This is a genomic window from Paenarthrobacter sp. (genome assembly GCF_031180005.1).
Lineage (GTDB): Bacteria > Actinomycetota > Actinomycetes > Actinomycetales > Micrococcaceae > Arthrobacter.
The window spans coordinates 297,947-323,038 of the sequence record NZ_JAPSHI010000001.1; the positions used below are offsets into that span (position 1 = coordinate 297,947).

At 62.1% G+C, this 25,092-nt stretch carries 27 protein-coding genes; 14 read left to right on the forward strand and 13 right to left on the reverse strand.

The features are described from left to right. The first annotated feature begins 196 nt into the window (after positions 1–196). A complete protein-coding gene (locus RIF72_RS01335; protein ID WP_309073098.1) occupies positions 197–1,909 on the forward strand; it encodes a DEAD/DEAH box helicase in 1,713 nt (570 codons plus the stop codon). A gap of 8 nt (positions 1,910–1,917) precedes the next feature. Beyond that, a complete protein-coding gene (locus tag RIF72_RS01340; RefSeq protein WP_309073099.1) occupies positions 1,918–2,832 on the forward strand; it encodes a DNA methyltransferase in 915 nt (304 codons plus the stop codon). On the opposite strand, the gene RIF72_RS01345 is transcribed toward RIF72_RS01340, so the two are convergent. After that, positions 2,805–3,413, reverse strand: a complete 609-nt coding sequence (locus tag RIF72_RS01345) for a MarC family protein (RefSeq protein ID WP_091468732.1) — start codon at positions 3,411–3,413, stop codon at positions 2,805–2,807. The genes RIF72_RS01340 and RIF72_RS01345 overlap by 28 nt on opposite strands. Then, entirely contained in the window at positions 3,413–4,258 is an 846-nt protein-coding gene (locus RIF72_RS01350) for a PHP domain-containing protein (protein ID WP_309073100.1), read from the reverse strand. The genes RIF72_RS01345 and RIF72_RS01350 overlap by 1 nt, the downstream gene beginning before the upstream one ends. 80 nt (positions 4,259–4,338) lie before the next feature. On the opposite strand from RIF72_RS01350, the gene RIF72_RS01355 reads away from it, so the two are divergent. Further along, positions 4,339–5,913, forward strand: a complete 1,575-nt coding sequence (locus RIF72_RS01355) for an aminopeptidase P family protein (RefSeq protein WP_309073101.1) — start codon at positions 4,339–4,341, stop codon at positions 5,911–5,913. 95 nt (positions 5,914–6,008) lie between these two features. Here the strand turns inward: RIF72_RS01355 and RIF72_RS01360 are convergent, their stop codons facing one another. Then, a complete protein-coding gene (locus RIF72_RS01360; protein WP_309073102.1) occupies positions 6,009–6,839 on the reverse strand; it encodes a general stress protein in 831 nt (276 codons plus the stop codon). A 76-nt stretch (positions 6,840–6,915) separates the two neighbouring features. Here RIF72_RS01360 and RIF72_RS01365 point away from each other — a divergent pair, with 76 nt between their 5' ends. From RIF72_RS01365 to RIF72_RS01375, 3 genes are read left to right on the forward strand one after another with little or no spacing between them, the layout of a single operon-like run. Next, positions 6,916–8,199: a magnesium transporter MgtE N-terminal domain-containing protein gene (locus RIF72_RS01365; protein ID WP_309073103.1), complete on the forward strand. Its 1,284-nt coding sequence runs from the start codon at positions 6,916–6,918 to the stop codon at positions 8,197–8,199. Then, on the forward strand, positions 8,180–8,911 hold the full coding sequence (locus RIF72_RS01370; RefSeq protein WP_309073104.1) for a DUF1003 domain-containing protein: 732 nt from the start codon (positions 8,180–8,182) through the stop codon (positions 8,909–8,911). Before RIF72_RS01365 ends, RIF72_RS01370 begins: the two co-directional genes overlap by 20 nt. Positions 8,912–8,915: 4 nt before the next feature. Beyond that, a complete protein-coding gene (locus RIF72_RS01375; protein WP_309073105.1) occupies positions 8,916–10,043 on the forward strand; it encodes an Mrp/NBP35 family ATP-binding protein in 1,128 nt (375 codons plus the stop codon). Between the two features lie 53 nt (positions 10,044–10,096). Here RIF72_RS01375 and RIF72_RS01380 read toward each other — a convergent pair whose 3' ends face one another. From RIF72_RS01380 to sigE, 3 genes are read right to left on the reverse strand one after another with little or no spacing between them, the layout of a single operon-like run. Further along, positions 10,097–10,483 (reverse strand): Sec-independent protein translocase TatB, encoded by a 387-nt coding sequence (locus RIF72_RS01380; protein ID WP_309073106.1) that lies wholly within the window; start codon positions 10,481–10,483, stop codon positions 10,097–10,099. Between the two features lie 31 nt (positions 10,484–10,514). Then, positions 10,515–11,429, reverse strand: coding sequence for a hypothetical protein (locus RIF72_RS01385; protein WP_309073107.1), 915 nt, complete (start codon positions 11,427–11,429; stop codon positions 10,515–10,517). Between the two features lie 7 nt (positions 11,430–11,436). Continuing rightward, positions 11,437–12,060: an RNA polymerase sigma factor SigE gene (sigE, locus tag RIF72_RS01390; RefSeq protein ID WP_309073108.1), complete on the reverse strand. Its 624-nt coding sequence runs from the start codon at positions 12,058–12,060 to the stop codon at positions 11,437–11,439. A 238-nt stretch (positions 12,061–12,298) separates the two neighbouring features. Between sigE and RIF72_RS01395 the strand changes: the two genes are divergently transcribed. Continuing rightward, a complete protein-coding gene (locus RIF72_RS01395; RefSeq protein ID WP_309073109.1) occupies positions 12,299–12,931 on the forward strand; it encodes an O-methyltransferase in 633 nt (210 codons plus the stop codon). Positions 12,932–13,038: 107 nt separating this feature from the next. On the opposite strand, the gene RIF72_RS01400 is transcribed toward RIF72_RS01395, so the two are convergent. The 4 genes from RIF72_RS01400 to RIF72_RS01415 form a co-directional block, all read right to left on the reverse strand. Then, positions 13,039–13,206, reverse strand: coding sequence for a DUF3117 domain-containing protein (locus RIF72_RS01400; protein ID WP_009357720.1), 168 nt, complete (start codon positions 13,204–13,206; stop codon positions 13,039–13,041). Between the two features lie 226 nt (positions 13,207–13,432). Further along, positions 13,433–14,632 carry a hypothetical protein gene (locus tag RIF72_RS01405; RefSeq protein ID WP_309073110.1) on the reverse strand — a complete coding sequence of 400 codons (1,200 nt, stop codon included), beginning with the start codon at positions 14,630–14,632 and terminating at the stop codon, positions 13,433–13,435. 104 nt (positions 14,633–14,736) lie between these two features. After that, entirely contained in the window at positions 14,737–15,078 is a 342-nt protein-coding gene (locus RIF72_RS01410) for a DivIVA domain-containing protein (RefSeq protein WP_309073111.1), read from the reverse strand. A gap of 18 nt (positions 15,079–15,096) precedes the next feature. Continuing rightward, on the reverse strand, positions 15,097–15,936 hold the full coding sequence (locus RIF72_RS01415; RefSeq protein ID WP_309073112.1) for a TIGR00730 family Rossman fold protein: 840 nt from the start codon (positions 15,934–15,936) through the stop codon (positions 15,097–15,099). Positions 15,937–16,099: 163 nt separating this feature from the next. Between RIF72_RS01415 and RIF72_RS01420 the strand changes: the two genes are divergently transcribed. From RIF72_RS01420 to RIF72_RS01435, 4 genes are all read left to right on the forward strand, one after another. Continuing rightward, positions 16,100–16,855, forward strand: a complete 756-nt coding sequence (locus RIF72_RS01420; protein ID WP_011775438.1) for an amino acid ABC transporter ATP-binding protein — start codon at positions 16,100–16,102, stop codon at positions 16,853–16,855. 55 nt (positions 16,856–16,910) lie between these two features. Continuing rightward, positions 16,911–17,786 carry a glutamate ABC transporter substrate-binding protein gene (locus tag RIF72_RS01425; protein WP_309073113.1) on the forward strand — a complete coding sequence of 292 codons (876 nt, stop codon included), beginning with the start codon at positions 16,911–16,913 and terminating at the stop codon, positions 17,784–17,786. Positions 17,787–17,877: 91 nt separating this feature from the next. After that, entirely contained in the window at positions 17,878–18,528 is a 651-nt protein-coding gene (locus RIF72_RS01430; RefSeq protein ID WP_309073114.1) for an amino acid ABC transporter permease, read from the forward strand. Then, positions 18,525–19,391: an amino acid ABC transporter permease gene (locus RIF72_RS01435; protein WP_309073115.1), complete on the forward strand. Its 867-nt coding sequence runs from the start codon at positions 18,525–18,527 to the stop codon at positions 19,389–19,391. The genes RIF72_RS01430 and RIF72_RS01435 overlap by 4 nt, the downstream gene beginning before the upstream one ends. Before the next feature lie 74 nt (positions 19,392–19,465). On the opposite strand, the gene dapE is transcribed toward RIF72_RS01435, so the two are convergent. Next, on the reverse strand, positions 19,466–20,590 hold the full coding sequence (dapE, locus tag RIF72_RS01440) for a succinyl-diaminopimelate desuccinylase (RefSeq protein WP_309073116.1): 1,125 nt from the start codon (positions 20,588–20,590) through the stop codon (positions 19,466–19,468). Positions 20,591–20,675: 85 nt separating this feature from the next. On the opposite strand from dapE, the gene dapD reads away from it, so the two are divergent. Continuing rightward, positions 20,676–21,701 carry a 2,3,4,5-tetrahydropyridine-2,6-dicarboxylate N-succinyltransferase gene (dapD, locus tag RIF72_RS01445; RefSeq protein WP_309073117.1) on the forward strand — a complete coding sequence of 342 codons (1,026 nt, stop codon included), beginning with the start codon at positions 20,676–20,678 and terminating at the stop codon, positions 21,699–21,701. A 13-nt stretch (positions 21,702–21,714) separates the two neighbouring features. Further along, positions 21,715–22,557: a hypothetical protein gene (locus RIF72_RS01450; RefSeq protein WP_309073118.1), complete on the forward strand. Its 843-nt coding sequence runs from the start codon at positions 21,715–21,717 to the stop codon at positions 22,555–22,557. Between the two features lie 17 nt (positions 22,558–22,574). Here the strand turns inward: RIF72_RS01450 and RIF72_RS01455 are convergent, their stop codons facing one another. After that, entirely contained in the window at positions 22,575–23,186 is a 612-nt protein-coding gene (locus tag RIF72_RS01455; RefSeq protein ID WP_309073119.1) for a hypothetical protein, read from the reverse strand. Between the two features lie 99 nt (positions 23,187–23,285). Then, on the reverse strand, positions 23,286–23,912 hold the full coding sequence (locus RIF72_RS01460) for a TetR family transcriptional regulator C-terminal domain-containing protein (protein WP_309073120.1): 627 nt from the start codon (positions 23,910–23,912) through the stop codon (positions 23,286–23,288). 80 nt (positions 23,913–23,992) lie between these two features. On the opposite strand from RIF72_RS01460, the gene galE reads away from it, so the two are divergent. Further along, positions 23,993–25,033 carry a UDP-glucose 4-epimerase GalE gene (gene galE / locus RIF72_RS01465; RefSeq protein WP_309073121.1) on the forward strand — a complete coding sequence of 347 codons (1,041 nt, stop codon included), beginning with the start codon at positions 23,993–23,995 and terminating at the stop codon, positions 25,031–25,033. Positions 25,034–25,092: the final 59 nt, after the last annotated feature.

Genomic DNA, 25,092 nt, shown 5'->3' on the forward strand with positions numbered 1-25,092 from the left:
CAGTTAATTTTTGAACTCAACAAGCCCGCCCCTACGCGATCTTGAGATGTACCAACTGGTCACCAGTGCCAGTACTTAGATAGCCCGCGATCGGCTTCCACTGGACTTGCTTGCGCGCCCGTTCGTGCTCCGGTACGGCTCCGCCGCCGCCGTTGAGCATGCAGCGCCAATGCCCAAATGAATAAGGAAACTCCCTGTGAGTGAATTGCATACCCACGAAGTCCTGACGGACTCCACCGGAACCGAATCAATCGAGCCCGAGGAAACGATCATCTCTGATGAGGCGCCCCACGAGATCGAAGAAAAGTCGTTCGCTGACTTTAACGTCCGCGCCGACATCGTTGAGTCCCTGGCCGACGCCGGGATAACGCACCCCTTCCCCATCCAGGCCATGACCCTGCCCGTCGCCCTGAGCGGCCACGACATCATTGGCCAGGCCAAGACGGGTACCGGAAAAACTCTGGGCTTCGGCATCCCCGCCCTCCAGCGTGTCGCAGGCCGGGACGATGCCGGCTACGCCAAACTCGCCGTCCCGGGCGCACCGCAGGCCTTGGTCATCGTCCCCACGCGTGAACTCGCCGTCCAGGTTGCCAACGATCTCCAGGCCGCATCACGCAAGCGCAATGCCCGCATCGCCACCATTTATGGAGGCCGCGCTTATGAGCCTCAGATCGATGCCCTGCAGAAGGGTGTCGAAATCGTAGTCGGCACACCTGGCCGCTTGATCGATCTGTACAAGCAGAAGCACCTGAGCCTCAAAAACGTCAAGATGGTCATCCTGGACGAAGCCGACGAAATGCTGGACCTCGGCTTCCTCCCCGACGTCGAGACGCTGATCGCAGGCACCCCCGCCGTGCGGCAGACGCTCCTCTTCTCGGCAACGATGCCCGGCCCCGTCATCGCGATGGCCCGGCGCTACATGACGCAGCCCACCCACATCCGGGCAGCTGACCCGAATGATGAAGGCCTCACCAAGCGCGACATCCGCCAGCTCATCTACCGTGCACACAGCATGGACAAGACCGAGGTTGTGGCCCGCATCCTGCAGGCCCGCGGACGCGGCCGCACCATCATCTTCACCAAGACCAAGCGCACCGCCGCAAAGGTTGCCGAGGAACTCGTAGACCGCGGCTTCGCAGCTGCAGCCATTCACGGCGACCTTGGCCAGGGCGCCCGCGAGCAGGCGCTCCGCGCGTTCCGCAACAACAAGGTTGACGTACTGGTGGCAACCGACGTCGCTGCCCGCGGCATCGACGTCGATGACGTCACCCACGTGATCAACTACCAGTGCGTGGAAGACGAAAAGATTTACCTGCACCGTGTTGGCCGCACAGGCCGCGCAGGAAACAAAGGCACCGCAGTCACGTTTGTTGACTGGGACGACATGCCTCGCTGGGGCCTGATCAACAAGGCCCTGGGACTCAGCGTTCCCGAGCCCGTAGAAACGTACTCCTCCTCGCCGCACCTGTACTCTGATCTCGACATCCCCGAGGGCACCAAGGGCCGCCTGCCACGCAACAAGCGCATCCTCGCGGGCGTCGACGCCGAGGTCCTTGAGGACTTGGGCGAGACCGGCAAGAAAAACGCCCGCTCCGGCGGTTCAGGCCGCGATGGCGGACGAGACGGCAAGCGCGATGGTGGCCGAGACGGCGGCCGTGGCCGCTCCGGCAGGTCCGGTGACGCCGAGTCCAGTGAATCCAAGGGCGAGGGTGGTCGCAACCGTACGCGCCGCCGTCGTACTTCTGATGGCGAGGCAGCCCCCGCTGCCGGCGCTTCGGAAACCCGCATAGCCACCGCGGACAATGCGGAGAAGCCGTCACGTACGCGTCGGACCCGCACTCGTCGTCGCAATGGCGAAGTGGTGTCCGGTGAGACCGCAGCTGCCCAGTCCGGCAGCACTGAGGCCTAAAAACCTCAATGACTGAATCTGTTTGGGCGCCGGACGGCGGCAACTTGGTGGTGCACGCGGACAACGCGGAATTCCTCCCTACGCTGCCGGACGGCGCCTTCACACTCATCTACGTGGACCCGCCCTTCAACACGGGCAGAGTCCAACGCCGCCAGGAAACCCGCATGGTCCGCAACGCGGACGGCGACGGCGACCGCGTCGGCTTCAAGGGCCGCTCCTACGACACCATCAAGGGCGCCCTGCACAGCTACGACGACGCTTTCAGTGACTACTGGTCCTTCCTGGAACCCAAGCTCGTGGAAGCCTGGCGACTTCTGGCCGACGACGGCACCCTGTACCTGCATTTGGATTACCGGGAAGTCCACTACGCCAAAGTGATGCTGGACTCGATCTTCGGCAGGGAATGCTTCCTGAACGAGATCATCTGGGCCTACGATTACGGCGCCCGCGCCAAGAACCGCTGGCCCACCAAGCACGACAACATCCTGGTGTACGTCAAGAACCCCACCAAGTATCACTTCGACAACGCCGAAGTGGACCGGGAACCGTATATGGCCCCCGGACTGGTCACTCCGGCCAAACGCGAGCTCGGCAAGCTGCCAACGGACGTCTGGTGGCATACCATCGTTTCGCCCACGGGCCGCGAGAAGACCGGCTACCCAACTCAAAAACCGGAAGGCCTGATTCGCAGGATTGTCTCTGCATCGAGCCGTGAGGGCGATTGGTGCCTTGATTTCTTTGCTGGTTCAGGGACCCTCGGCGCGGTTGCCTCGAAACTGGGCCGCAACTTTGTGTGCGTAGACCAGAACGAACAGGCCATTGCCGTCATGCGGAAACGGCTGGGCAGCAAGGCAGATTTCCATCAGAGCGGGTCTCTACCGGTCACCAGCCTGGATCAGGCAGCTCCCTTCACGAAGGCCTGAACGGCGTCCGCGATCATCTGGACCGCAATAGCTGACAGAAGGAGGCCGGCGATCCTGGTGACCAGCTCCACTCCATTTTCGCCAAGCACCCGCTGCACGACGCCGGCGAAGCGCATCGCAAGGTAAAGGGAGCCCAGCACCACGGCAATGCCCAGCCCGACGGCCAGGTACTCCGAGAGCTGGCTCGACTGCTGCACGAACACCATGACGGCTACGATCGCCCCGGGCCCGGCCATAAGCGGCGTTCCCAGAGGCACGAACGCCACGTTTTTGTATTTGGCAGCGTTCTCTTCGCCGCTGGTGGACCCCGTCAGCAGCTGCAGCGCAATGAGCACCAGGAGCAGACCGCCGGCGCCCTGCAAGGCCGCCAGCGAGATGTGCATGTAGTTCAAGATGGACTGACCAAAGATCGCGAACACTACGATCACGCCGGTGGCCACCAAAAGAGCCTGGAACGCGGAACGGTTCCGGTCCTTGGCCGACATCTGCGCCGTCAGTGACATGAAAATCGGGACGGTACCCGGTGGATCCATGATCACGAACAGCGTGACGATCACGGAGGCAAGCAGTTGAAGATCCATCAGCGGATGACCCTGCTGCCTGTTGCCAACTCCTCAATTCGTGACAAGACCTCGGGCGACGTAGTGTTTTCGCCCAACAGGTTGGGCTTGCCGGCTCCGTGGTAGTCGGAAGACCCCGTCATGAGCAAACCGTGTTCGGCGGCCAGGCCCCGGAGGAATGTGCGGCCCTCCTCCGGGTTGTCGCGGTGTTCAACCTCAAGTCCCAGCAGTCCGGCATCGATCATGTCCCGGTATGTCTGCTCCCCCACGATACGTCCTCTCGACGAGGCCACAGGATGGGCGAAAACCGGAACGCCGCCGGCCGCGCGGACAAGCTCGACGGCGACTGCCGGGTTGGGCGCATAGTGCTGCACGAAGTACCGAGAATGCGAAGTGAGGATGGAAGTGAAGGCCTCCGTGCGATCCGCGACAACGCCAGCCGCGACCAAGGCATCAGCGATGTGCGGGCGGCCCACCGTCGCACCGGGAGCTACATGGTGGATGACGTCATCCCAGGTCAACGGATAATCCTCGGACAACAACGTCACCATGTGCTCGGCACGGGTGAGTCGGGCATCCTTGGACTTGGTGATTTCCTCCAGCAAACCCGCATGGGCGGGGTCATGGAGGTAACTCAGCAGGTGGACACTGATTCCCTGCTCGGTCCGGCAGGAAATCTCGATTCCAGGAACGAAGGCAATGCCATGTTCCCGGGCAGCCGCGGCGGCTGATTCCCAGCCGTCCGTCGAATCGTGATCAGTCAACGCCACGGCGTCCAAGCCGGCCGAGACGGCGGAGATGATCACGCCGGCCGGTGTCTCGGTTCCGTCGGAAACATTTGAGTGCGCATGCAGGTCTATCCTCACTTGCCCAGCCTATGGGATGCCGGCCTGCTTGGAGCGCTGCGCCGTTGGCCTCCTCACGTAACTGGTGGGACGATGTAACGGTGAACGATGCCGAAAACACCCAGAACTCGTCCTCCCAGCCATTGCAAGAGCGTGTCAACAACCGCTCGCAACGGCCCACATCCGATGCCTTCAAGGCATTCATGGCCAGCAACTGGGCGCCCGCCCCGCAGGTGACCCCCGCGCGCGACGCCGTTGCAGACCACGCTGCCCGCCGCCGTCGTACTGTTTCCGAACTGTTCAAGGGCGAACGGCTCGTCATCCCGGCAGGTCCATTGAAGGTCCGTTCCAACGACTGCGACTACCGTTTCCGCCCCCACTCCGGATTCGCCCACCTCACTGGCCTGGGCCTCGACCACGAGCCCGATGCAGTGCTGATCCTTGAGCCTGTTGCTGAAGGAAAGGGCGACGACGGCGGTCACCACACTGCCACCCTCTACTTCCGTCCGCTGGCCGGAAGAGATACTGAGCAGTTCTACGCCGACTCGCGCGCTGGCGAGTTCTGGATCGGCGCGCGTCCCACACTGGCCGAATTCGAAGCCCGCCTCGGCCTCCCCACCGCGCACATCTCCGAGCTCGAGCTGGCCATCACCAAGAATGTGGGCGCACCGGAAATCGGCGGTATCTCCATTCGCCTGGTCCGCAAGGTGGACGAGAACATTGATGCGCTGGTGGACACCGCCCGTTACAACACGGCAAAAGACCCCGAAAACCTGGACCTCGGCGAACTCGACGCCCTGGACGAGAAGCTCAGCGAAGCATTGTCCGAGCTGCGCCTCCTCAAGGACGAGTGGGAAATCGAGCAGATGAGGATCGCTGTGGCGGCAACCGTGGAAGGGTTCGCCGACGTGGTCCGGGCCCTCCCCCGCGCACTGACCCACAAACGCGGCGAACGTGTAGTTGAGGGCGCCTTCTTTGCCCGCGCCCGCGAGGAAGGCAACGAACTCGGTTACGACACCATAGCCGCGTCAGGCAACAACGCCACCGTGCTTCACTGGAACCGCAACTCCGGAACTGTCAACGCCGGCGAGCTCCTGCTCCTCGACGCCGGTGTGGAGGCAGATTCCCTCTACACAGCTGACATCACCCGCACACTGCCGGCCACGGGTACGTTCACCGATGTCCAGCGCAAAGTCTATGAGGCCGTGCTCGACGCCGCCGATGCCGGTTTTGCTGCTGCCCAGCCGGGCGTGAGGTTCCGGGACATCCACACCGCTGCGACCACGGTCCTGGCCGAACGCCTCGCCGAATGGGGCCTGCTGCCTGTGTCCGTGGAGGAAGCCATCAGCCCCGAGGGCCAGCAGCACCGCCGCTGGATGCCGCACGGCACCAGCCACCACCTTGGCCTCGACGTCCACGACTGCGCCCAGGCAAAGCGCGAGCTGTACCTCGATGGAATCCTCACCGAGGGCATGGTCTTCACCATCGAACCGGGGCTTTACTTCAAGAATGAAGACCTCGCCATCCCCGAGGAGTACCGCGGGATCGGCGTCCGCATCGAAGACGACATCCTCATGACCTCAGACGGTCCCCTCAACCTCAGCGCAGCGTTGCCGCGCAAGGCCGAGGACGTCGAGTCCTGGATGGCCGGCATCTACCCGGAAGCCCAGCGCTAAGCGCAGGCCTTTTAGTTAACACACGGAGTCGAGCCAACACACAAGGGAGGGCCACCGGAGATCCGGTGGCCCTCCCTTGTGTGTTGCAGAGGCGACTACTGCTTGGACGAACCCTCGGCGCTGGACTGCTCGCCGTCTTCCTGCGGCGCGTCCCGTGCCGGGTTCTGACTGTCGGTAACCCGTACACCGTACTGCGGGCGACCGTCCGGGAGGTCCGGGTAACGCACAGCTGCCGGGGTCGGGGTAGGAGCCGGAGCCGGCTGGTTCACCGGTGCAGCTGCGGTCTGCCCCTCCGGAGCCGTTGAACCATTGGCCTCGGGGCCACGCTGGCCGTAGGGGTCGTTCCAGGTAGCAGGCCGCTCAGGAGCTTGGCCAGGCTGCTGGAATGGCGCATTCGGCTGGTTGTAGTTTGCCTGCGGCGCGGCTGCCTGCGACGGGTTCATGGGCAGTTGGTGGAGCAAACGCCGGGCCTCATGGGCTGCCTCCACAGAGACGATGACGTCGTAGTTGGTAGCCACCACCTGGCTGGTTGAGGTGAAGTCACGCTTCCCGCGCTGCATGGCATAGGTGACGATGCCGAACAGCATGAAGAAGGCCGCGCCCATGAGTACAGATGTGATGATGGAGAACGGCCCCCCGGCGGGAGTAAAGAAGGACAGCATGACGCCGACGAACAGGCCGAACCACATGCCGCTCAGGGCACCGGACAAGGCCACCCTCGGGTAGCTCAGGCGGCCTGTTACCCGCTCCACCATTTTGAGGTCGTTGCCCACGATCGACACCAGCTGTACAGGGAACTGCTGGTCTGCGAGGTAGTCCACCGCCTTCTGGGCATCCAAATACGAGGTGTACGAGCCTACGGTGTCACCTTGGGGGACACTGCGGGATTCCTCAACGGCTTTGGGAGCACCAAAAATGTTTGACATAGCCCCATTGTGTCTCATCGACATGTGTAGCGGCTGGAATTCAGCTAAAAGAGAGCAGACTCGGTAGCCTGTAAACATGAGCACACATCCCTCACGAGTCTTTGTCGCGCGCTTGCTCGGCTTGGACGTTTTCGACCCCCTGGGCGATCGCCTGGGCCGGTTGCGAGACGTCGTGGTGCTCTCCCGAGGCACCCGTGGTGCTCCCCATGTAGTGGGTATCGTGGTTGAAGTTCCGGGCAAGAAGCGTGTGTTCGTTCCCATGACGCGCATTACGTCAATAGACCAGACGCAAATCATTTGCACCGGCTTGGTCAACCTCCGCCGCTTCGAGCAGCGCGGCGCCGAGACACTGGTGGTCGCTGAGATGTTCGACCGCCGCGTGACGCTTGCCGACGGCAGTGGAGACGCCACGATCGAAGACATCGCCATGGACCAGCACCGGTCCAAGGACTGGTTTGTCAGCAAGCTCTTCGTCCGCCGTGGACACTCCCTGTCCCCTTTTGGCAGACTCCGCCGGAATGAGACCCTGATCATCGATTGGGCCGATGCCCAGACCGGCGCCCACACCGAGCCTCAGGCCGCCACGCAGTTCGTCGCCACGCACGAGGACCTTAAGCCTGCCGACTTCGCTGAAGCCCTCCAGGAAATGAGCGACAAGCGACGTTTCGAGGTGGCCAGTGAGCTGCAAGACGAGCGCCTCGCCGATGTCCTTCAGGAACTCCCGGAAGACGACCAAGTGGAGATCCTCTCCGCGTTGGATGTGGAACGCGCCGCTGACGTCCTCGAAGAGATGGATCCCGACGACGCCGCCGACCTCTTGGCCGAGCTTCCTTCCGCCCAAGCCGAAGAGCTGCTTCAACTCATGGAACCCCAGGAAGCCGAGGACGTCCGCCGTCTCCTGGAATACGACGAAGACACCGCCGGTGGCCTCATGACTCCGGTCCCGGTCATCCTGCCGCCGGAAGCTACCGTGGCTGAGGCCCTGGCCCACGTCCGCCGCGAGGAGCTCTCGCCTGCACTGGCCTCATCCATCTTCATCGCCCGTCCGCCCTTGGAGACCCCCACAGGCCGTTTTCTGGGCGTGGTGCATATTCAGCAGCTGCTGCGCTTCCCTCCGCCGGAACCGCTGGGCAACCTCGTGGACAAGAACCTCGAGCCACTTTCGGACCAAGCCCACATCAGCGAAGTGGCCCGGACCCTGGCCACGTACAACCTGAATTCACTTCCAGTCGTTGACGACGACGGCCGCCTTGTGGGGGCGGTGACTGTTGATGACGTGCTGGATCACCTGTTGCCGGATGACTGGCGCGCCCATGAGGACGACGCCCCTATAAGGAAACTTGGAGGCCGCATTGGCTGATAACAACGCCACCCGATCCCCCAAGTCCACAGGACGCTCAAGCAGCAGCCTTGACACTCCCCTGAGCGGCCGTCAACGCATCCTGCCCAAGTTCTCCCCGAACCCGGACGCTTTCGGAAACGCAACGGAGGGCTTCGCCCGGTTCATGGGCACGCCTACTTTCCTCGTCTACATGACGGTGTTCTGTGTGTTCTGGCTTGCCTGGAACACCTTCGCGCCCACTGACTGGCAGTTTGACCGCGTGGAGCTGGGATTCACCCTGCTTACGTTGATGCTGTCCCTTCAGGCTTCCTACGCGGCACCGCTCCTGCTGCTCGCTCAAAACCGGCAGGACGACCGCGACCGTGTCTCGCTCCAGCAGGACCGTCAGCGTGCCGAACGCAATCTCTCCGACACCGAATACCTGACCCGGGAACTGGCCTCACTGCGTATCGCTTTGCGCGAAGTAGCCACCCGTGACTATGTCCGCACCGAGCTCCGAAGCCTGCTGGAAGACATCATCGACGCCCAGGAGGAACTGCGCGAGAACGAATCCTCCGCTGATGGCACGGAATCGCCGGGTGAGAAGGTTAAGGAGAAGCTGAAGGAGAAGCGCGACAAATCGCGGGGCCCCCGCACACAGCAGATTCCGAAGGTCCGACCACCCCGGCCTGCAGGTCCACAACATTCCACCGGCAAGCCATCGCCTGAAAACCCCGAAAGCCGAGCCTGACCCCATGAGCATCGCATCTGCCGAGGCGCTGCATGCTGCCTTGGCCACCGTCATTGATCCTGAGCTCCGGCGCCCCATCACGGAACTTGGAATGGTGGAATCGGTGTCGTCTGATGATGACGGCGCCGTGCACGTCGCAGTTCTGCTGACCATTGCCGGGTGCCCCCTGCGCGAGACCATCACCAAGGATGCCACCGACGCCCTCCTCCGGGTGGAAGGCGTCACAGGCGTGGATGTTGAGCTGAAGGTCATGACCCAGGCCCAGCGGGAAGCCCTCAAGGAACAACTCCGCGGGCCCGGTGGACAACGCGGCATACCCTTCACCAAGCCTGGCTCCCTCACTAAGGTGTACGCCGTAGCCAGCGGAAAAGGCGGTGTGGGCAAGTCATCCGTCACCGTCAATTTGGCGTGTGCACTTGCCGCCCAAGGCCTCCGGGTCGGCATCGTGGACGCCGATGTGCACGGCTTCTCCGTGCCCGCCCTCATGGGGATTAACCAGAAGCCCACGCAGGTGGACGACATGATCCTGCCTCCCGTCGCCTACGGCGTGAAGGTCATCTCCATCGGCATGTTCGTTGCAGGCAATCAGCCGGTAGCTTGGCGCGGTCCGATGCTGCACCGTGCCCTGGAACAATTCCTCACTGACGTTTACTTCGGCGACCTCGATGCCCTCTTCCTGGACCTGCCACCGGGCACGGGTGACATCGCCATTTCCGTGGCGCAGCTCCTGCCCAACGCAGAAATCCTGGTTGTCACCACACCGCAGGCAGCTGCTGCGGACGTCGCCGAACGTGCCGGTACCATTGCCACCCAGACAGGGCAGAAAGTGGCCGGCGTCATCGAGAACATGTCCTACCTGGAAATGCCCGACGGCGGACGCATGGAACTGTTCGGAAATGGCGGAGGCGCCATCCTGGCTGAGCGGCTGAGCGCTGCCGTGGGCAGCGATGTTCCGCTCCTCGGGCAGATTCCGTTGGACATCCGTTTGCGTGAGGGCGGCGACGCCGGGAATCCCGTTGTCCTGGCAGCGCCCGAAACGGCTGCCGCCAGAGCGATGGAAGGCATTGCCGCCGCCTTGGCCACGCGACCTCGCGGATTGTCCGGTATGCCCTTGGGAATTCAGCCGCGTTAGCCCTCGCCCTTCACGCTGGGCGGCACCCTCAGCGAGCTGTCAGCTGCTTCAAATCAGGTCGCTTCGGAATCGAACGGGGCAGCTTCTCCCTCGGCGAGCCGCTCAATGACCCGCACAGGAGCTTTGGGCTTGGTATCTACTGCCGTGGCAGCAGCTGCGGGAGCTCCGGCACTGACTGGCTTGGTGTCGTCATCAAGGAGCGCGTCCTTGATGATTCGGCGGGGATCATACTGGCGCGGATCATATTTCTTCCAGTCGACCTCATCGATGTCGATGCCGACTTCCTCTTTGATCTGCTCGCGCGCGCCGGAAGCCATCCGACGGACTTCCTTGACCAGGTTGGCGAGCTTTTGGGTGTATTCGGGCAAACGGCTGGGACCGATGACGAGTACGCCGATAATCAGAAGGAGTATGAACTCCGGGCCGTTGATTCCAAGCACGCTACGAAGATTACCTTGTCTGTGGTGCCGCTCATAAACCAGCAGGGCGGAGCAGTGTCTGGAGGCCGCGGAGCAGCCGTCCGTACCACGTTTCTGGATCTTCGTCGTCGGACGCCAACGTCATGGCTTCCCCTGCCCGCACGATTTCGGGTACGGCGTCGTCCGCGGTGTCCGCCGGGAGATCGGAGGCGTAGCTGATGACAGCTGCCGGCATGGTGTAGACGGCCTTCCACGGGGTCCCCTGCGTGACAGACAGCTGCGCCGAAGTAGAACGTCCAGTGCCGGATGGATCCGCCGGCAGGTGTTCCTCCACGATGGTGGCGTAGTGACCGTTGCTTTCAAGCCTGATCTCCACGGCAGGGTTCCCGTTATGCATAGTGGCTTGGGCGGACACGACGTGGAAGCCCATTCCGGATAGCTCGGGACACGCCCACCCGTCTTCGCGCAGTGACTTCAACTGGGCAATACTCAAACTGACTTTGCTGCCGGCCCGAAACGCGGGTCCAACCACGGCTTCTGTGGGGTTACCCGTCAAGGCACCGGCAAGTGCGCCGCCATCGCTGGTTCCCGGGAGGGCCTGTGGTCTTTCATCGCCGGCGATCACATACGCGGACAGTGCCAACGCTCCTGCGCTCACCGCCAACGTTCCGGCAGCAATACCCGCAATGCCAAGGCCACGTAACCGGCGGTACGGATACTGCGGTGTTAAGTGCATGGGTGCCGGTTCGTTGGCCAGGCGTTCGGTGTGCCGGATGAGTCGCGCCGCAAGATCCTGGCTGGCTTCGGGCACGGCTGAATCACGGAGGCGCTCAAGGTACTGCCGTTCCCGGCGGAGCGAAATTCGGCAGTCCGCGCAATCCTGCAGGTGTTCCGAACTGCGCGTATGGCGCAGCGCAACCAATTTGCGCCGGGACAAGGCTCCCGGACGAAAGGGACGTCGAGGCATCGACAACCTAAAGAATGCTGGCGATGCGGGGCATCTTCAACCGCGGTTTGCGGGCCCCTGCCGGGCGAGGATCGCGATGAGCGAGTTTCTCGCGAAGCATGGTCCGTCCGCGGTGGATACGGGACCTGACGGTTCCCAGTTTCACACCAAGCGCCTCGGCGACTTCGTCATAGGAAAGACCTTCGAGATCACACAGCACGACCGCCGCGCGGAAGTCCGGCGGGAGTTCTTCCAACGCCCGCTGGACGTCAAGGTCAAGGTTGTTGTGCTCGAAGCTCTGCTCAGGTCCGGGTTCACGGCCTGGCAAGCGGGATTCGGCATCTTCTGCGAGCGCATCGAAGCGGATGCGGCTCCTGCGCCGTGCCCCGTCAAGGAACAGGTTGGTGGTGATGCGGTGCAACCATCCATCCAAGGTTCCCGGTTTGAAGTTTTCCAAGGAACGGAACACCCTGACGAAAACTTCCTGGGTGAGGTCTTCGGCGTCGAACTTGTTGCCGGTCAAGCGATAGGCGAGGCGATATACCTTGGCGGAGTGGTTTGAAACCACTTCCTCCCAGCTGGGCATGACCCAATCAGTAACGGCCTCAAGGCTTTCCGATGTTTGGACTGGCGCAGCATGCGATGCCGGCATCGTCCACTCCCCTCAAACTGTGGTTCACCGAGTCTTCGGCGCCGCATCACCTCATGGATGACCGGAGCATTATCATCCCAAGTTTGTCTGGGAATTTCCTGATTGGCAGAGCATTTCCCCGCAAGGCTGAAATCAACCGTGGACACAGGCGCGGGGAGGCTTCCCTGCAACGTGTTTACGGGGGCGGACACAGTAGTCTTGGTACAAACACCCCTACCCGCGGAAAGCGAACCCCTTCATGAGTGCCGACAAGTCAAGCAGCTGGTCCTACGCAGAAGATCTGCCGGCTGAGGATGACGTGTTGTTGCGCGCCCGTGAGCGGTCCTTCGAACTTGGTGTCACCCCCATCAGTCCCGGCGTGGGCGCCGTACTGACAGTACTCGCTGCCGCTTCCAAAGCGCAGACGGTGGTGGAAGTCGGCTCAGGCGCCGGTGTCTCCGGGGTTTGCCTGCTGCGTGGATTGAGTTCCCATGCTGTGCTGACCACCATCGATGTGGACGTCGAACACCTCAAGGCGGCCAGGGAAGCGTTCCTGGAATCCGGTAGCCCGGCCAACCGTACCCGTACGATTTCAGGCCGTGCAGCAGATGTTTTACCTCGCCTGACCGACTCAGCCTATGACCTCGTCTTCATTGACGCCGACAAGCCCAACTTCCCCAAATATGTGGAACAGGCAATCCGCTTGCTGAAATCGGGCGGCACCCTGGTCATCAACGATGCGTTGGACAAAGACCGCGTTTCCAATCCCGCAGCGCGGGATGCCACCACCGTGGTTCTGCGCCAGATCGGCAAGGCCATTCGCGACGACGAGCGGCTGGCCTCAGCGATGCTGCCCACTGGCGATGGACTTCTGGTGGCCGTCAAGAAGTAGGACGGTTCAACAAGCCAGGACCTGAACCAGTAACAGAGCTTAAACAAAAGCAGGGCCCGGCTTTGGACTGCCCGCCGGGCCCTGCTCTGAAACTCTAATCAAAACGTCTATTCAGTAACGCCTACGAGGCATTCCTTGAGGTTGGCCGCTTCCGCGGCGTTGAGCTCGACAACGAGTCGTCCTCCGCCTTCGAGCGGCACACGCATTATCAAGCTGCGTCCCTCTTTGGTAACTTCCATAGGGCCGTCGCCGGTACGTGGTTTCATAGCCGCCATTAGGAAAATCCCCTCCATTTGTCCCAAGTCACGCCAACCCGGCCGGGCTGGTTCCGCGTCGCAATTGCAGCCGGCGGCACCGCTTGGGAGGCCGCCTTGGCCGGGCACTTTTCGGTGCTTTGTCCTTGCTCTTATTCCATTATCCCGTAATTACACGTCCGTAGCGAATCAAACGCCTATTTGTCCGGGCTTTGTACATACTCCCACTGCGCGGCAAAGGTCCACGTCAGGGCGGGTAGTCCCCGCCCCCGGGAAGCGGAGCCCACGCCCACAGCCACACCACCCAAACGATCTGCAGGAGGACGAACATCAGCACCACGGTCCCCCGGTACGCTTTGGACTTGGACAACAACGCCACGGCCAAGGCCAGCGGAAACAGGGGCAGCAGCATTCTGAACGTACTGGTCTGCGGATGCAGGAACACCAGCAGGTACCCCATGTAGCAGGCGCACCAGAGCCGCAATTCGGTTCCGAGTGCCCGGACCGGCTTTGACACCATGACCAGCACGAAAAGTGCCGTGAAGAGGAAGGGGGCAAGCACGCCCAGAACAGGACCGAACAGCATCCTGCCTGTATCGAACCATGGCTTGAAAGGCACAAGATCGTGCCCCCGCCAGGCCGTTTCGGTACGCGTGTAGGCAGTTGGTTCACCGGTGGTGGCCCAGGCGATTACCGGCCACGCCAGAGCTCCGGCGCCCGCTGCCAGCACTAGTGCCGCCAGCGAAAACAGGCTGCGCGCCGGCGTCGGCCCGCCGTCGTTAGGGGATTGAACTGACAGCGTCCTGGATGGCCCGAAGCGCTGCCATAAACGCCAAAACAGCAGCAATCCCACCATGGCGGCAAAAGGAACCCCCGTAGGCCTGGACAGGCACATCAGGAGCACTACGGGAATAGCGGCCAGATACTGGCGCCGAACCACCAGCAGCAACGAACCCGACAACAGCAACAGGTTCAAGGACTCGGCATACGGGACCTGGAGGATGGGTGACACCGGGAAAGTAGAGACGAAGATGACGCCCCACAGTGCCGCCCGCTTGCCTGCGAACTCGCGGAAGAGTTTGTAGATCACCAACGCAGCGCCCACACCGGCCAGCATTGCGATGATGGTGAGCGAAGGCAGGGTTCCTATCCCGGTGACCGCCGAGAGCCCCCGGGCCAGGAAGGGAAGGAGCGCATAGAACGCCCACGCGTTTTGCTGAACCACACCGTTCGCGTCCACCGGCAGAACCGAGGGGTATCCCTTGTCTGCAGCTTCCTGATACCAGCGCCCATCCCAAATAGTGATGAAGTTCCAGTAGTCCGGAGCCGGCGGGAACCAGGGATTTGTTCCCTGGTGAATTGCGGCCGCCATGAAGATACAGGCGCTGACCAGCCGGGCGGCCACAAAGACCAAGGAAACCTGCACCCACCAGGGCCATCCAGCCATTCTGGAGACTACAGCTGCTAGCCCCCGGGAAAGCCGCGCGGTGGGCCCCTCCTGCACCTGTGTCTTCGGGGCAGAGGTTCCCTTCGGCGCGGGGACCTGGGAACTCACTGCCCGGTCCGGCCGGTTTCGCCGTCCTGGAGACGCGGTTGAACCAAAGCGCCAAGCCGTTCGATCTCGCGATCCTTCGCCTGCAGTTGGTCCCTCAGCTCATCCAGGACCTGATCAACCTGATCCATGCGATACCCACGAAGCCCCAAGGCAAAGCGCAAGGAGTCGACATCAGAGGGCTTGGCCTCCTCCGGCAGCAGAACAGCGGGCAAGTTCGGGACCGGCTGGTCAAGCCCCGAACCGATCGAGCGCCCCCGAACGATCCCGGCGCCGAGATACAACGCCGCGCCGATGAGGACTATCGCGAGAAACACCAGGAAAAAGCTCACAAGGTCCATCGTGCCAGAAACAGCCGCCTACTCCGGGCGCTGATTTCCATTGGTAGTAGCGGGGAGTGGTGCACCGTGCAGGACTCGATGCACGGCGTCGGCGGGGTCGTCCACCAGCTGGATCAGGTCAAGGTCCTTCTCGGAAACCATGCCTTCTGCCACCAGGGTGTCCTTGATCCACTCGATCATGGGTCCCCAGAACCGAATACCGAGCAAAACGATCGGGAACGACGTTACTTTGCGGGTCTGGACAAGGACCATGGCCTCGAACAACTCATCAAGGGTGCCGAGTCCTCCAGGAAGCACGACGAAGCCCTGCGCGTACTTGACGAACATGGTTTTGCGGGCGAAGAAGTACCGGAAGTTGATGCCCAGGTCCACCCACTGGTTGAGTCCCTGCTCGAAAGGCAGTTCGATTCCCAGGCCCACGGAGACACCATTGCCTTCCACAGCGCCCTTGTTGGCAGCTTCCATGGATCCGGGTCCGCCACCAGTAATCACCGCGACTCCGGCTTCGGCGAGTTTGCGTCCCACATCGACGGCCATCTCGTAGTACTCGGTTCCGGGCTTGGTACGCGCCGAACCGAACACGCTGACGGCGGGCCCCAGGTCGGCAAGGGCTCCGAAGCCCTCCACGAATTCGCTCTGGATCCTCAGGACACGCCAAGGATCGGTATGAATGAACTGCCCGGCACCGCTCGTATCCAGCAAATGCTGGTCCGACATCCCCGTGTCTGCCTGTTTACGTCGAAGTTCCAAGGGACCTTTGTGCTTGGCGGGTGCGATCTCCGACGGGAGCGGCACGCGGGTACCCTCGACACGGCCGTTGGCATCGGGGTGGGGAACTGGGTGCTGGCTGATGCTCATTGCCCAAGGCTAGCGCGGATGAAGGCATGCTCCGTTGCTGCGACCCGCTTCTTGCATTGCAGTCTGGTATATCGCTGTGGGGCAGGTTTCTGTTCAGTCACGATCTTCAGGAAGTTGCCGTGACCGTGGTCATATTTGCGTCTTTGTTCGCTAGATTCATCGTATGACTACTCAAGCGTCCGGCGATGCCCTCGTCTCCCTGAACGGCGTCAATAAGCACTACGGTCAATTGCACGTCCTCAAAGACATCAACCTCCAGGTTCAGAAGGGTGAAGTCGTGGTGGTTATCGGACCTTCCGGTTCCGGTAAATCCACTCTCTGCCGTGCGATCAACCGTTTGGAAACGATCGACGACGGCGACATCGCCATCGATGGGAAGAAACTTCCCGAAGAAGGCAAGGACCTCGCGCACTTGCGTGCCGACGTCGGCATGGTGTTCCAGTCCTTCAACCTGTTCGCCCACAAGACGATTCTTGAGAACGTCACGCTGGGTCCCATCAAGGTTAAGAAGGTGGCCAAGGGCACAGCTGACAAGGAGGCCATGGCCCTCCTTGAGCGTGTAGGCGTCGGGCACCAGGCACCGAAGCTTCCCGCCCAGCTCTCCGGCGGCCAGCAGCAGCGTGTGGCAATTGCCCGTGCTCTTGCCATGAAGCCGAAGGTGATGCTGTTCGACGAGCCCACGTCCGCGTTGGACCCCGAGATGATCAACGAAGTTCTGGACGTCATGATCCAGCTGGCCAAGGAAGGCATGACCATGATCGTGGTCACCCACGAGATGGGCTTCGCCCGCAAGGCTGCTGACCGAGTGGTGTTCATGGCTGACGGTCAGATCGTGGAGGACGCAACTCCCGAGGAATTCTTCACCAACCCGAAGAGCACCCGTGCCAAGGACTTCTTGTCCAAGCTCTTGACCCACTAGCTCCTTACCGCCAGCACCCCCGGCCGTAAGGCGGCCACCCAATGAAAGGAACATCATGAAGTCTCTTATTACCCGGAGGAAGTCACTCCTGGTGGCCGCATCGGCCGCGCTAGCTCTCTCGCTGAGCGCTTGCGGCGGCGGCAGCACCACCACTCCCCCTGTTGCCTCAGCCAGCTTCGAGGCCGGGACCACCATGCAGAAGTTGAACGAGGCCCAAAAGATCACCATCGGCACCAAGTTCGATCAGCCGTTGTTCGGCCAGAAGGGCCTGGACGGTAAGCCTGTCGGTTTCGACGTTGAAATGGGCAAGGCTATCGCCGCCAAACTTGGCATCCCGGAGGACAAGATTGAATGGGTAGAGACTGTCTCCCAGAACCGCGAATCGTTCATCGAACAGGGCCGCGTTGACCTTGTCATCGCCACTTACACCATCAATGATGCCCGTAAGGAAAAGGTAGCCTTCGCAGGACCTTATTATGAGGCGGGCCAGGCACTGCTGGTGAACAAGGACGACAACTCCATCACCAAGCCCGAAGATGTCACCGGCAAGAAGGTTTGCTCCGTGACGGGTTCAACCCCGGCAAAGACCATCGCCGAGAAGTACAACGCTGAGGTAGTCCCCGCCGCAACCTACACTGCGTGCCTGGAGCCGCTGCGCAACAAGCAGGTCGTTGCCGTGACCACCGACAACGTCATCCTGGCCGGCTACGTGGATAAGGAACCGGACGCTTTCAAGCTCGCCTCGGATGAAACCTTCACCAAGGAGCCTTATGGCATCGGCTTGAAGAAGGACGACACCGTCTTCCGCAACTGGATCAACGACCAGCTTGAGGAATTCGCCAAGGACGACACCTACAAGAAGGCTTGGGAGGCTACCGCGGGCAAGGTCATCAAGACCGTCCCTGAGCTTCCCACCATCGACCGCTACTAGTCGGACCCGTCAACTGCCGTCGCCCACCCCGGGCGGCGGCAGTTGCCGAACAAGGACCACGTTCCCTGATTAGCTGCAGCCAAAGGAAGCCATGGACGCCGTCATAGCAAGCCTCCCCCAATACTGGGACGGATTTCTCCGAACCCTCTACCTCTCCGTAATTTCGGGCATCATTGCCCTCCTCGTCGGCACACTCTTGGCTGCCATGAGGGTCTCCCCGGTGGCTGCTCTGCGCGGCTTCAGCATGTTCTATGTGGAAGTCGCCCGAAACACCCCATTGACCATCATTTTCTTTTTCGCCGCGATTGTCCTGCCCCGCTTGGGTGTCAGATTCGAACAGTTTGAAGTCGCGGCCATCATCGCGTTGAGCAGTTACACGGCGGCCTTCATCGCCGAAGCCGTCCGTTCCGGCGTCAACAGCGTGCCTGTGGGCCAAGCAGAAGCTGCCCGCAGTGTCGGCATGACCTTCACCCAGGTGTTGGGCTTCATCGTCCTCCCCCAGGCAGTGCGAACCGTCATACCTCCGTTGATCAACATCCTGATCGCCTTGGTGAAGAACTCCTCGGTGGCCGGCGCCTTCTTCGTCCTTGAGCTGTTCGGCTACGGTCGCCAGCTCTCCAACGACTACGGCAACCAAGTTCTGTGGATCCTCCTCGGGGTGGCGTTCTTCTACCTCCTGATCACAGTTCCGCTGGGACTTCTAGCGCACTTTGTTGAACGAAAGGTGGCGATTGCCCGATGACATCGGTCCTGTACGACGTCCCCGGGCCCAAGGCCCGCCTGTATTCGCTCCTGGGCTCCGCCGCCGGAATCCTGATCATCCTCGGCATCCTCGCCATTGCTGTCGTAACGCTGGCACAGCAGGGCATTTTCGACGCCGACCGCTGGGAGATTTTCTACGGTCCCATGGCTCCGGACGTCTGGAGCCTGATCGGTCAAGGCATTCTCTCCACTTTGGCCGCAGCTGCCGTGGCCGCCGTGATCGCGTTCCCCTTGGGCATCGCGCTTTGCCTGCTGCGTATCTCGCTGATTCCTTGGATCCGCATTCCCACGCAGGTGGTACTTGAGTTCCTCCGCGGCATGCCCGTGGTCCTCATGATGTTGTTTGTCCTGCTGGTTTTCGCCACGGGTCAGTTCCAAGCCGTCGTTGTTGGCTTGGTTCTCTACAACGCCGCCATCTTCGCCGAGATCCTGCGCGCTGGCATCCAGTCCTTGCCCAAGGGCCAACGCGAGGCGGGCCTGGCCATTGGCCTGCGAAGCTTCCAGTCGCGGATGTCCATCGAGTTCCCGCAGGCTGTGCGACGGATGCTGCCGTCCTTGATCGCCCAGCTTGTGGTTCTGCTCAAGGACACCTCGCTCGGCTACATCGTGGGCTACGAGGAACTCCTTCGGAAGATCCAGATCATGGCCGACTTCCTGGGACCGGATTTCCTGTTCCCTGCGTTCTTCGTCGGCGCTGCGATCTACATCCTGATCAACCTGACCGTGTCACGGATTGCCATCATGATTGAGCGCCGCGGCTCCAAGAAGGCCGCCGGTGGAATGGCGTCAGCCATCAAGACGGTGGATCTCGAAGTCAATGTACCGGGTACCGACAAGAAGTAACTCTGTACCAAAGAAGAAGGTCCGCAGCTGCCAGGCTGCGGACCTTCTTCTTTTGCTGCGCGGAAGCTTCGGGACTACGGCGTCAGCCACGTTCTCAGTGCACGGAGGCACTCACGGATGGCGTCGGCGTCGACGTGTTCGTTGTCCTTGTGCGCCAGCAGGGGGTCACCGGGGCCGAAGTTCACTGCCGGGATGCCCAGTTCACTGAAGCGCGCGACGTCGGTCCAGCCGTATTTGGGTTTGGGCTCGGCACCGACTGCGGCAACGAAGGACGCAGCGGCCGGGTGATTCAGTCCGGGCCTGGCTCCGGCAGCAGCGTCCGTACGGACGACGTCGAATCCGTCCAGCAATTCCCTGACGACGGCCTCGGCCTGGTCCGGGGTCTTGTCCGGTGCGAATCGGTAGTTGATTTCCACCACACAGCGGTCCGGGATGACGTTCCCTGCAGTTCCACCGTTGATCCTCACCGCGTTGAGGCTCTCGCGGTAATCGAGGCCGTCCACGTTGATGGTCTGCGGCTCGTAGTTGGCGAGCCGGGCCAAGATAGGTGCTGCGGCGTGGATCGCATTGACGCCCATCCATGCCCGCGCTGAGTGGGCTGTTTCGCCGATGGTGGTGGCTTCGAAACGGCTGGTGCCGTTGCAACCACCCTCTACCGTGCCGTGAGTCGGCTCCAGCAGTATCGCGAAGTCGCCCTGCAGGAGATCCCCGTGGTTGCGGACCAACCGTCCCAAGCCGCTCTTCACCGCTTCCACTTCTTCATGGTCGTAAAAGACGAAGGTGACGTCTTTGTTGGGCTGCCGCCCGTCGTCGAACAGTGTTGCTGCGAGGGCGAGCTGCACCGCAACGCCGCCTTTCATGTCGGTGGTCCCCCGCCCGTAAAGGATGCCTTCACCGGGAATACCGGACTCCCACGTGGCCGGAACAGTGCCCAAAGACCCCGGCACGGTGGGCAGGGGGACGGTGTCGAGATGCCCTGCCAGGATGACACGCTCCGAGCAGCCAAGTTCGGTGCGCGCGATGATGGCGTCGCCGTCCCGGGTCACGGTAAAGGCGGGGATGGCGCGTAGAGCGGACTCGACGGCGTCGGCGAGCTCGGTCTCATTGCCGGAAACGCTGTTGAAGTCAATGATCGCGGCCGTCAGCAAGGCAACGTCCTGGCGCAGGTCAAGAAGGGCGGGAGCAGGGTTCAGGGTCACCCGTCCAGCCTAATGCCAGCAAATGCGACTTCTATGGCATGAGACGGGTTTTAACCGACCTCTGCCTGCTGGATACACTTGGCGCATGACTGAAACTGCTTCCTCTGCTGTGCCCGCATACGCGTCCGACAACCACCGATCGGCCTATGGCTTCGGCCTGGCCACCATCGCCACCTCGGCTTCCGGGGAAGCAACCGTGCTTGACGTCTGGTACCCGGCACCTGCGCTTGGCGTAGCTGCCGAGACCTTGCGCGACGTCGACAACGCCGATCCCGCACTCGTTGCACTTGCCGAGGAAGGCAAGGACGCCGACCGCGGCACCGAGCAGAAGGTTGTCTTCGCACAGATTGACCTCGACGCCGCCCCTGCAGACACGGCCGACGCGTACCTGCGCCTGCACCTCCTCTCACACCGCTTGGTCAAGCCCAACAGCATCAACCTGGACGGTGTCTTCGGCAAGTTGCCCAACGTCGTGTGGACCAACTTCGGACCCGCCGCGGTTGACGGCTTCGAGCTGACCCGCGCCCGCCTGCGTAAGCGCGGCAACGTTGTGGTCTTCGGCGTGGACAAGTTCCCGCGGATGGTTGACTACGTGGTTCCCACCGGCGTGCGCATTGCCGACGCCGACCGCGTCCGTTTGGGTGCCCACCTCGCCGAAGGCACCACGGTCATGCACGAAGGCTTCGTAAACTTCAACGCCGGAACCCTGGGCACGTCCATGGTGGAAGGCCGGATCTCCGCCGGCGTTGTTGCCGGTGACGGCACGGACGTTGGCGGCGGAGCATCCATCATGGGCACGCTCTCCGGTGGTGGCAAGGAAAAGATTGCCCTGGGCGAGCGTGTTCTGCTCGGCGCCAACTCCGGCGTTGGCATCAGCATCGGCGACGACTCCGTAGTGGAGGCCGGCCTGTACGTTACTGCAGGTACCCGTGTACGTGTTCCGGGCCCGAAGGACGAGAACGGCGAGGACACCAGCAAGATCATCAAGGCTGTGGAACTCTCCGGCGTCCCGAATCTCCTCTTCCGTCGCAACTCCACAACCGGCGGCGTGGAAGTCCTTCCGCGCAAGGGCCAGACGGTGGAGCTGAATGAGGCTCTCCACGCCAACTAGCAGGACACACCCAATGCGCCGGTTCCGCCGCGCCATCGTTGCGGTGCTGGCTTTGGCCCTCGTAGCAGGTGCCATTTACGCGATAGTTGCCGTGCTGCAGCGCTCCGAGACCCTGGTCACGGAGCGCTGCTTCGCCGTCGTCGGCTCTGAAAGCCATGAGCTTGCTACGGACCAGGCTGCCAACGCATCGCTCATCTCGGCGATCTCCGTCCTGCGTGGGCTTCCACCCAGGGCGGCGAGCATCGCACTTGCCACAGCCATGCAGGAATCCAGGCTGCGCAACATCAACTACGGCGACGACGCCGGACCGGACTCCCGTGGTTTGTTCCAGCAACGCCCCTCGCAAGGCTGGGGAACCGAGGAGCAGGTGATGGACCCCGTCTATGCAAGCAACGCGTTCTTTGACGGACTGGTTAAGGTGCCCGGCTACGAGGCCATGGAGATTACCCAAGCCGCCCAAGCGGTCCAGCGATCCGCCTTTCCCCGCGCCTACGCCCAGCATGAGGGGATGGGACGGGCTTTCGCTTCCGCCCTCACCGGGCACTCCACCTCGTCACTGAACTGCGAACTGCGCATGCCGGAGGCGGCGGGCGACCCTGCCGTCGTCGTCGATGAACTCACGACGGCGTTCGGCCCCCAGGTGGCCACCGTTCAGGGTCGCTCGGTTCAACTGGAACTTGGCGGAACGCAGGCGTGGGCCGTGGCTCATTGGGCAGTGGCAAACGCCAAAACGTTGTCCATCACACAGGTGGACCTTGCGGGCCAGACATGGAACCGGGAGAAGCGCGATGGCTGGCAACCTTCGGCCGCTCCAGCTGAGACGGTCACCATCACTGTTTCAGCGCCAGCCACCTGAGTTTTTGTACAGCTCCATCAGGCGAGCATCTCCACGACGGGCTGGACGTAGCTGCGGAACACGTCGGGTTCGGACAGCAACCGGTGGCTCATAATCATAGTGTCCGGTTCCAGATACCAGGCTCGCGGCTCATTGAGGGGCAGCTCAATGATGGTGAGTTCGAAGTCCCGGGAACTGCGACCGACCTCGAGGAGCCTATCCTCCACCATCTCATTCAACACGTGTGTCACCCCGTTGGCTTCACGGGCGGCCTCAAGATGGGCGTACTCGTCAATCCTGTCCGTAGCCCATCCCAGCGCGGAGCCGAAATGTGCCTGCAGGACGCGCTGGAGTGCCGGTGAGTTGCCGAAAGCCTTGAAGCTTGGCGGGGCCAGTTCGGGTGCCGGGTTGGGGTACGACTTCACCAGGCTCTCCCACCAAGCTTCCCACTCGGTCTTCAGCGCCGGGAAGCCACCTACGTCAGAGGTGAGGTGCTTGTGGTCCGCATGACGGACCTTTGGAGCTGCCTGGGAGAGAATCGGCCTACCGGCACCATCCAGTCCCGCTACGTCGCGCAAGTACAGGGCGATGAGCATCGGCCCGGACGTATCCATAGTGATGCGCCATCCCGGGCCGCCAGACTCGTGCATGCGAATTCCTCCCTTTGGCAGGTCCCCGACATGTCCCAGTCTATTCCCGATGACCCCGGACGGTAATGGCGTGATCCGCGTCTTGTGGAGTAAGCATCCCTAACTGGCGGCAGGTACTGCCCTCAAGGAACGCAGGTGTGCTGTCAGGACGTCACTGCACATCTCAGCAGTCATCCACTCAGGCTGCAGCAGCGAGTGCATGCACAGCCCGTCCATGGTGGCCAAGAGCCGTTCCGCTTCCGTCACAAGGGTTTGCTGCGAGTCAGCTTCACCGGGATTCAGGAGCATGATGAGGCGACCGACGACGGCGGCCACGGTGCGGTGGCTGCGCCCGGCTTCGTCGGCCAGGACAGGCTTGATCCGGGCAGCGTGCCGGAACGCCATCCACACGCAGGCATCCACTGCCAGTTCCTCGTCCAGGGGCAGGAACTGACCGAGGAGATTCAGCACAGCTTCGTGCTGCTCGGGGCTTTCCGGTGAAGCTTTCTCGACCGACGAGAGTGCCGCTTCGAGACGCCCTGCAATGCGATCAATCACCGCTGCGAAGGAGAAGACAAGGAGTTCATCGCTGCTGGCGAAGTAGTGTCGGACCGAACCAACAGCCAGCCCTGCTTCGTCAGCTACTTCCCTGAGGGATGCCCGCTCCAAGCCGTCGCTGGCAATGATCCGGAAGACGGCTTGGACAACTTCATGGCGCCGGGCTTCGGCATCAACAATTTTGGGCACCAGTAGTTTTTAGCACGAACGTGCTTCAACACCGCTCAACACAGAGCGGCGTGGCTCCGATTTCCGATAGCGTAGGAACCATGAAAATTCTTGTCACGGGTGGCACCGGCTACATCGGTTCCCACACCGTTTTGTCCCTTCAGGAAGCCGGCCACGACGTCGTTGTGCTCGACAACCTCGTGAACTCCAGCGAGGAATCCCTCCGCAGGGTTTCGGAGCTCACCGGCAAGACCGCAGCCTTCCACAAGGTGGATCTGGTGGACGAGCCCGCCGTTGAGGCCGTCTTCGACCAACACCAGATCGACGCCGTCATCCACTTCGCGGGGCTGAAGGCCGTAGGAGAGTCCGTCCAGGAACCCCTCGCCTACTACTACAACAACATCGTGGGCACCCTGAACCTGCTCCGCGCCATGGACAAGCACAACGTGCGCTCCATCGTCTTCAGCTCCTCGGCCACGGTGTACGGCGAGCACAACCCGATTCCCTACATCGAGAAGATGGAAATCGGCGCCAACAACCCGTACGGCCGCACCAAGGAACAGATTGAGGACATTCTCTCTGACCTGGGTAACGCGGATGGCCGCTGGCATATCGCACTGCTGCGCTATTTCAACCCGGTTGGAGCGCACCCGTCCGGCCGCATCGGCGAGGACCCCCAGGGCATCCCGAATAACCTTGTCCCCTTCATTGCACAGGTAGCAGTGGGCCGCCGCGAGAAGCTCATGGTCTTCGGCGGAGATTACGACACCCCCGATGGCACGGCGCAGCGCGACTACATCCACGTAGTCGATCTGGCCGATGGTCACGTCGCAGCCCTGAACTACATCGCTGAGCGCGCCGGCGTCCGTCGCTGGAACCTCGGCTCCGGCCGCGGTTCCTCCGTCCTCGAGGTCCTGCGTTCCTTCGAAAAGGCCGTGGGCCGGCCGATTCCATACGAGATCACCGACCGCCGCGCCGGCGATCTCCCCGCGTTCTGGGCCGACGCTTCCTCCGCCCTCGCGGACCTTGGATGGTCCACCACCAAGACCGTGGACCAGATGTGCGAGGACCACTGGCGCTGGCAGAAGAACAACCCCTACGGCTACAACGCAGCTGAGGCTGCCGCGACGAGCAACGCTTAGGCGAGCAACGCTTCAGCAACCAACGACGGCGGCCGCCCACCTCGCGCGCGGTGGGCGGC